Origin of the sequence: Gluconobacter kondonii (genome assembly GCF_002723995.1) — a bacterium.
Taxonomy (GTDB): domain Bacteria; phylum Pseudomonadota; class Alphaproteobacteria; order Acetobacterales; family Acetobacteraceae; genus Gluconobacter; species Gluconobacter kondonii.
In genome coordinates, this window is the sequence record NZ_BEWP01000039.1 from 1 (window position 1) to 7,531 (window position 7,531).

Sequence of the window (7,531 nt, forward strand, 5' to 3'; positions counted from 1 at the left end):
AAGCAGAGTTCATGAAGATTATATTAATTTCTTCATGAACTCTGCTTGTAAAAATATTAGAAAAAATTATCTATTTGTTTTTTGCCTTCTTATTTTTTGATCGCTTTTCTTTGGAAGCACTTTGAGATGGGGCAGATGTTCCACCTTTTGCGCGCTCAATCACGAATTTGGCGTAGTCGTCCATATCACCATCGAAAGGCACGATCTGGTTGTCTGCTGCAAGCCAGAGACGGTCTGCGACCAGCTCCATGAGCGAACGGTCATGGGTAATGAGAATGACTGCGCCCTCGTAGCTGTTCAGCGCATCCAGCAGAGCACGGCGGCTGTCGATGTCCAGATGGTTGGTTGGCTCATCAAGGATCAGCAGGTGCGGAGCCGCCATAGCCACCATATTCAGCAGCAGGCGGGCACGCTCACCGCCAGACAGGGCTTCAACCTTGGTTCCTTGTTTTTCGAAGTGAATGCCGAATTGAGCCAGACGGGAGCGGTGAGACTGATCGCTGTCTGTCGGGCGGGCCGCACGCATGATGTCGAGTGGGGTCTGTTCGGGGTCGAGCGCCTCGATCTGGTGCTGATGGAACCAGCCCACCTCAATGCGGGGAGAGCGCGAGACTTCTCCGGAGCGGACTTCAAGAGCGCCTGCGATCATTTTGGCAAAGGTGGATTTACCGGCACCGTTAACGCCCAACAGGCCGATGCGGTCGTCCACATCCAGCCTGAGATTCAGGTCGCGCAGGATGGCGGGGTCGTCTCCGTAGCCGACCTCGACGTTTTCCAGCCGGATCAGGGGCGGTGCGAGTGGGCGGGCAGGGGATGGGAGAAGAAATGGTGAGACGGAGGCTTCGATCGTGGTTTCGATAGGAGCCAGTTTGGCGAGACGCTTCACGCGGCTCTGGGCCTGCGCCGCCTTTGCGGCCGACGCTTTGAAGCGGTCTACAAAGGATTGAAGATGCGCGCGTTCGGCTTCCTGCTTGGCACGGGTGGCGCTTTGCAGGCGAATTTTTTCAGCCCTCTGACGCTCGAAATCGTCGTATCCGCCGGTGTAAAGTTCCAGCTTGCCTTCCGTAACATGCAGGGTGAAGTCTACGGAATTGTTCAGAAGTTCGCGGTCATGGCTGATGATGAGTGCGGAATGGGGATAGCGGGCGAGGCGCGCTTCCAGCCATAAGGCGCCTTCAAGATCGAGATAGTTCGTCGGCTCATCGAGCAATAGCAGATCGGGTTCGGCGAAGAGGGCGGCGGCGAGGGCTACGCGCATCCGCCAGCCACCCGAGAATTCGGCCATCGGACGGTCGAGGTCTGCCGTGGAGAAGCCCAGACCATTCAGGATTTCTGCCGCACGGGAAGGGGCGCTGTCTGCATCGATTTCGATCAGGCGCATCCAGATATCGCCCATCCGCTCAGGATCGGCTGTTTCCAGCTCTGCCATGAGGGTCGCGCGTTCCGTATCGGCTGCGAGGATCGTATCGATCAGGCTGATGGGGGTGGCGGGATGTTCCTGATCCACTGTTGCGACACGGGCGGCACGTGGGATGACGATTTCACCGGAATCCGGCTGAAGCTCGCCTTTGATGAGTTTGAAAAGCGTGGATTTTCCGACGCCATTCCGGCCAACCAGCGAAACCTTGGATGGGTTGGGAAGGTTCGCGCTTGCACGATTGAAGAACTGTCGTCCCCAGGCGTTGAAGACAAGGTTTTCGATCTGAAGCATGGGGCAGGATGGTCCGGTGGCGGGTAAAACAAGAGAGCCACGTCTATAGCAGTTTTACCGTCCCGGACAGGGACGAGGCGGATCTTTTCCGCCTCGTTGGAGTGTTAGTGAGTGTGAACGGCAAGCCAGTCGTGGATCTGGCTCTGGGCTGCCTGAACGGCTTCTTTGCGAGCTGAAACGGCATTGACTGCATGGGCCGTGGCGATTTTCGCACCGGTTGTCATGCTGGAAGACGGGTCTTTCTGCAGTTCGGCGAGAATATCCGGATTGTTGGAATGGGCTGCGATGGCTGGAAGGAACCCGTCCTGTGACCAAGGGGCCAGATGCGTGCGGATTTCGGCTTCATGCTGGCGAACGAGCTTCCAGACGAGATCCGGGTTTTCGCTGGCAGAGGCGATCGATGACAGGGCCATTGAAATACGACCGTTCGGGATAGCGCCGCTATAGGCCAGGTCGACATTGCGACGGATCAGATCGGGGTCCGTGGCGTTGGCAAGAGCTTGGAACAGACGCAGTTTGACTTCCGTGGCCTGCGTATCGCGGACCTTCTTTGCCATGATGTCATAGGTTGCTGCATCGGCATGTTTCATCGCCAGAGCCGAGACTGTGCCAACCAGATCCGGACGCAGGGAGGCCGGGTTTTTGAGCCATGCCGCGAAACGGCGCTTGGCTTCTGCAAGGACTGCGGGATCGTTGAAGTTCCCAAGAGCCGAAATCACGGACGGACGGAGCATGGTGTCCAGCACGCTTTCATGCGGCTTCTGGTCCCAGCCCAGACGCTTCAGCACGGGAGCGAGGCGGCTGCGGGCATAGGCCTGGAATGCCGCGCGGTCCGGGCTGTTGATTTCATAGGTATCAAGCGTTTCCAGCTTGCCAATGATTTCCTCAAGTGTAGCGATGTCGCTCTCATGCGCTGCCGTCAGTCGGTCCACGAGATCGAAATAGGAGGACAGGTTGCCATGACCAGCCCGGAACTGGGCGAATTGATCACCAAGAATATTGGCGCGATCCACCGGTGCAAATTTCGAAATTGAGGCGGCGATAGGTGCGAAGGCGACGTCGTCGTAATGCACGCGGTAATAACCGCTCTCGCCCAGATCGAGCTTGAGGGGGGCGTTGCAGCGGGGCAGGGTGAAGGTTACGGGTTCAGCGCCGAGGACCAGTTTTTTGGTCTCAAGCCCCGGACCGCCCGCGACAACCGGAATGTTCCAGGTCAGGGCTTTCGCATTGGGATCGTGGATCGTGAAACGGCTCTGCGTCAGGGTATATGTCGTCTGACCATTCTGGCAGACCGCCGCGACATTGACCTGCGGGATGCCGGGCTGTTCTGTGAAGCTGCGTGCGACCTTGCCGACATCCTGACCCGACGCCTGTGACAGGGCGTTCCAGAGGTCCTGACTGGTGGCATTTCCGTAAGCGTGGGCTTTCATGTAGGCGCGCATTCCGTCACGGAAATGGTCTTCGCCCAGCCAGCCTTCCATCATGCGGATGACAAGTTCGCCCTTGCCGTAGCTGATGCCGTCAAAGGCAGAGTTGGCTTCGCTCACATTGTTAATGGTCTGCTGGATCGGATGGGTGGTGGACAGGGCGTCCGTTGCCATCGTGTTTTCGCGGGTTTCGTGCTGGCGCGGCCAGATGTCCCATTCCGGGTTCATCTTGTCCGTCGCCTTGATTTCCATCCACGACGCAAAGCCTTCGTTCAGCCAGATATTATCCCACCAACCCATGGTCACCAGATCGCCGGACCACTGATGCGCCATTTCGTGTGCGACAACTTCATAGATCAGTTCACGGGTGCGGGGCGTGCTGTTCTTCGGATCGAACAGCAGGACGTTGTCGATATAGGTCAGCGCCCCCCAGTTCTCCATCGCACCGGCCTGATAGTTGCCGGGGATGGCCAGCATATCCATTTTCGGCAGTGGGTATTTGATGCCGAAATAGTCGTTGTAATAGGGCAGGATCTTTTCGGCAGCGCCCAGAGCGTAGGTGCCCTGATTTTCAAGGCCGGTCGGTGCAAAGACGCGGAGAGGTGTGCCGTCTGCCTTGCCATCGACGGAGGCCATGTCGCCCGCCACCAGTGCCAGCAGATAGCTCGACATGCGCGGGGTCGCGGTGAAGGAGACGCGCTTTGTCTTTTCATCCTGCTGCGTCGTGCCGATGATCGGCATGTTGCTCACGGCGGTATATTCAAACGGGAGCGTCACGTTCAGCTGATATGTGGCCTTGAAGGCCGGTTCATCCCATCCGGGGAACATGCGGCGGGCATCGGCGACTTCGAACTGTGTGACAAGCATCCGCTGAGGCTTGCCCTTGGGGTCTGTATAGTCGTCAACGTAAATGCCGTTGGGCGTCTTCAGGATCGGACCGGAATACTTGATGGCCAGTGTATGGACCCCAGCCGGAACGGGGGCAGGGAAGTGCAATGTGACCGTCTCTGCGGCGTCGTCCTGATGGATGACGGCTTTCTCGGAGTTGTCGAGCAGGGCGCTCGCCAGTTTGAGACCCGCCTGATTGAGCGTGATATCCGCAGTCGGGGTCTGCACTTCGATCCGGATGATTTCGTCACCCTGGAGGGTCAGATGATCCATGTCGGTCGTCAGGTCGATGACATAATCTGTCGGCACAACGGTTTTGGGAAGTTGCCCCGGTGTCGTGGCAAAGGAGAAGGTTCCTTCGGCATGTGCTGCAACCGTGAAGGGGAGCCCTGCCAGAAGGGTGGTAAGAACCAGAAGGCGACGCATGATATGCAGCTCCTTAAAATCAGTCGGACGGAAGAACGGATCAGGCCGTTCGTTTTTGTTACAGTTACGGTGGCATACCCCTGTCATGCTGGAAAGTGGCGTCCCCTTAAAACCTTGTCATCTGCCAGACGAAGGGATCTCTTGACAGATCGGGCGCTTAGGGGCTTTTTCCTGTCTGAAGGCAATGGATTCTGCCTGACCATTCATGGTCGAACCGCTTCGTCCGGAAGCTGATGATTCCTGTTTTAGCGCCCTCTGCGGCACAAGACAGGAGACATGCGTCCGCCATGAACGACGTTCAGAATCAGTTCCGTTTTTCCGATATTTTTGATTATTGCCGGATGGGCGCTGTCCTTATCATGCTGTCGGTGTGTATCGGCAGCGTCTGCGCCCTGTTTCTGTGGCTTCTGGACGTCGTAACTGCTTGCAGGATCGCTCATCCGGTTCTGCTGTTTGGCCTGCCTCTGGCTGGAGTGGCGGTCGGGCTATGGTATTTCTGGTTCGGGCGGGATGTGGAAGGCGGGGCGAACCTGATCGTGGACGAAATCCACGAGCCGGGGGCCGGGGTTCAACTCCGAATGGCGCCTTTCGTGCTGATCGCGACAGTTGTGAGCCATCTTTTCGGCGCGTCTGTCGGACGGGAAGGGACCGCCATACAGGTTGGAGGCAGTCTGGCGAGTGCGACAGCGCGGCTGTTCAGACTTCGCTCTTCAGAACGCTGCGCCCTGCTGGTTTGTGGCATTGCCGCCGGATTTGGTTCCGTCTTCGGAACCCCCGTTGCAGGAGCGGTTTTCGCTCTGGAAGTTCTGACTTTGGGCAGGCTCAACTATCGGTTTCTTTTGCCCGCAGCCATGTCTTCCATCATTGCGGACTGGTCTTGTCGCGCCTGGGGAGTGCATCACGTTTTCTACCCTCTGATGTTTCAGGGAACACTGAGTGCCGATGGTACGCTCTGGCACGTCAATCCTGTGCTGGCTGCGAAGGTTGCCGGTGCAGCTGTGGTCTTTGGTTGCCTGAGCTGGATCTTTACCGAGAGCGTGCATCGTCTGGCGGCGGTCATGAAAACAGTCTGTCCGAGATCATGGCTGCGCCCGGCTATTGGTGGGATTGCGACCATTCTTCTGGTGATGGTCGTTGGGAACAGGGATTATCTTGGGCTGGGGGTTCTTCCGACAGAACCCGGTGGAGCGTCCATTGTCAGCTTTTTCGGGTCTGCATGCTATCCCTGGTCCTGGTTCTGGAAGCTGGTGTTTACGGTTGTCGTTCTGGCGAGCGGGTTCAAGGGCGGGGAAGTCACGCCACTGTTTTTTCTGGGTGCCGCGTCGGGAAATGCTCTGGCCCATGCGCTGCACATGCCGGTGGACCTGCTCGCCGCCGTGGGCTTTGTGTCGGTTTTTGCCGGGGCTGCGAACACGCCTCTGGCCTGTACCCTGATGGGTGTGGAGCTGTTTGGCGCCGCGGATATCGCCTATTTCGCGATCGGATGTTTCGTGGCCTGTGTTTTTTCCGGAAAGACCGGGATTTACCTCTCGCAGCGGGTCGGGGCCATGACGCTGCGAGAGGTACGGGGCAGAAACTGATCCTATGTCTATGCTTTGCGTGACTGCTGCGTGAGGGCCATGACAAGAGCAGCGACCCAACCGATGATCGTCCAGCCGAGTAATATTGTCACCATCGCGATTTTTCGCTGGTCGACAGTATCGCGCCTGTAAGCGATCAGGATCGGGAGAAGATAAAGAACCAACCCAAGACCTGCGAGGACAGAGAGCAGGGCGGGGGATTTTATAGGCTTGGCCGGAGCTGTGGTGTCGGAATCTGTTGTCGTGGGCTGGGCAACGGCGGATGACGAAGACACTGGCTTCGGGGGGGCAGATGCCGTCGGCGGAGGAGGTACGTTCGTCGAACCCTGATCTCCTCGGACCGAAGCCGCTTGTTCGGGCGTTATGTAGCCGGTCTGGACAAGAAAGGCCGAGAGGGCGTCGGGAAATGGAAGCAGTTCTTTTTCTTTGGCCGAACAGCCATGACCATTCTGTTTTTCTGCGGCGGGTTTGAGGTCACATAAAGACAACCCAAACCCGGACTCTTTTGTGGATTGCGCATGAGCCAGCATATCGCGCCAGCCTTCGGAGAATTTGCCCAGATTGGCCATGGTCGCGACCTCATAGGCCAGAAAACCATTCGGCTCGAAACGACCGGATCTTACCCAGTTTCGGCGTCTGTCAGCCAGATCCTTGGTAAGATAGTCCCGATACACCGGGTCACGCGTCACGTTTTCCAGAACACCATCATGATAGCGCGAAATCACAACAGGCGCTTCGGAACCGGCATGAGAGGCAAAAGCATAGAGAAAGGATTGATCGACGGTCAGGATTTCCTGCTGCCCATTCCCGACGATATCCACGACCTGCGGCTCGCCATCACCGTCCATCGCTCCCAGTTCGAGATGCTGCCATTGCCCGTTGGAACGCAGATCGAAAATGGACGTGAGGGAGCAGCAATGCGCGCCCCCCGTATAAGCCGAGACCATGACCTGCGGGAACGGGGCCGATGCGTCCAGCTGTCGAAAGGACATCCTGAGCTGCGCCATGCCGTCGTCTTCCGTCCCATAAGGTGTCAGGGGGAAAGAAGACGCATGTGCCCGTGTATCTTCGGGGGTACGGAGTGTCAGGAAGGCCATGCTGCAAGGCGATGTCGGGCTGGAATCCATATCGGCCCAGACGATCGGTACATTGCATTTCGGATTGTGTCTGACATCCAGCGCGGCCACAACTCCCCGCGTGGACAGAGTGGCGTGAGACCCTTTTTCCAGCTCGGCATGAGCGAGGGGAGGAAGTGTGCCGGGCTTTGCTTCCGCGCAGGGTAAAGTACCGGCTAACGCGACACTCACCAAGGCGTTGGCGCACAGTCGGACGATCAGGGCTGTGGGTCGTTTTTGTTTCGTATCGTACAATGTTTGCTTATCCCCACAATCAGACAGTTCTGAAATATCGCCAGTAACGCTCTCAAACATTGACAGTTTTTATCATGCGCCTCTTACCCAGCAAGGAAACGTGATCAGCCATAAAAGAAATAACAAGAA

The 7,531-nt window shown here is 57.3% G+C and carries 4 protein-coding genes and 1 riboswitch; of the genes, 1 reads left to right on the plus strand and 3 read right to left on the minus strand.

The features are described from left to right. Positions 1-70 precede the first annotated feature (70 nt). Together GKO01_RS15365 and GKO01_RS15370 are read right to left on the minus strand one after the other, a co-directional pair. Positions 71-1,711, minus strand: coding sequence for an ABC-F family ATP-binding cassette domain-containing protein (locus GKO01_RS15365; protein ID WP_099287757.1), 1,641 nt, complete (start codon positions 1,709-1,711; stop codon positions 71-73). A 104-nt stretch (positions 1,712-1,815) separates the two neighbouring features. Then, positions 1,816-4,452: a M1 family metallopeptidase gene (locus tag GKO01_RS15370; protein WP_244901515.1), complete on the minus strand. Its 2,637-nt coding sequence runs from the start codon at positions 4,450-4,452 to the stop codon at positions 1,816-1,818. A 171-nt stretch (positions 4,453-4,623) separates the two neighbouring features. Continuing rightward, positions 4,624-4,702, plus strand: a riboswitch (Fluoride riboswitch). Positions 4,703-4,739: 37 nt separating this feature from the next. Between GKO01_RS15370 and GKO01_RS15375 the strand changes: the two genes are divergently transcribed. Further along, complete coding sequence (locus tag GKO01_RS15375) at positions 4,740-6,032, plus strand: voltage-gated chloride channel family protein (protein WP_099287758.1); 1,293 nt, start codon at positions 4,740-4,742, stop codon at positions 6,030-6,032. Positions 6,033-6,040: 8 nt separating this feature from the next. Here the strand turns inward: GKO01_RS15375 and GKO01_RS16220 are convergent, their stop codons facing one another. Continuing rightward, positions 6,041-7,402: a superinfection immunity protein gene (locus tag GKO01_RS16220; protein ID WP_218017460.1), complete on the minus strand. Its 1,362-nt coding sequence runs from the start codon at positions 7,400-7,402 to the stop codon at positions 6,041-6,043. Positions 7,403-7,531: the final 129 nt, after the last annotated feature.

Bases quoted from the DNA above. Each gene is read 5' to 3' on its own strand.
- GKO01_RS15365 (WP_099287757.1), bottom strand. From the start codon at position 1,711: ATGCTTCAGATCGAAAACCTTGTCTTCAACGCCTGGGGACGACAGTTC.
- GKO01_RS15370 (WP_244901515.1), bottom strand. From the start codon at position 4,452: ATGCGTCGCCTTCTGGTTCTTACCACCCTTCTGGCAGGGCTCCCCTTC.
- GKO01_RS15375 (WP_099287758.1), top strand. From the start codon at position 4,740: ATGAACGACGTTCAGAATCAGTTCCGTTTTTCCGATATTTTTGATTAT.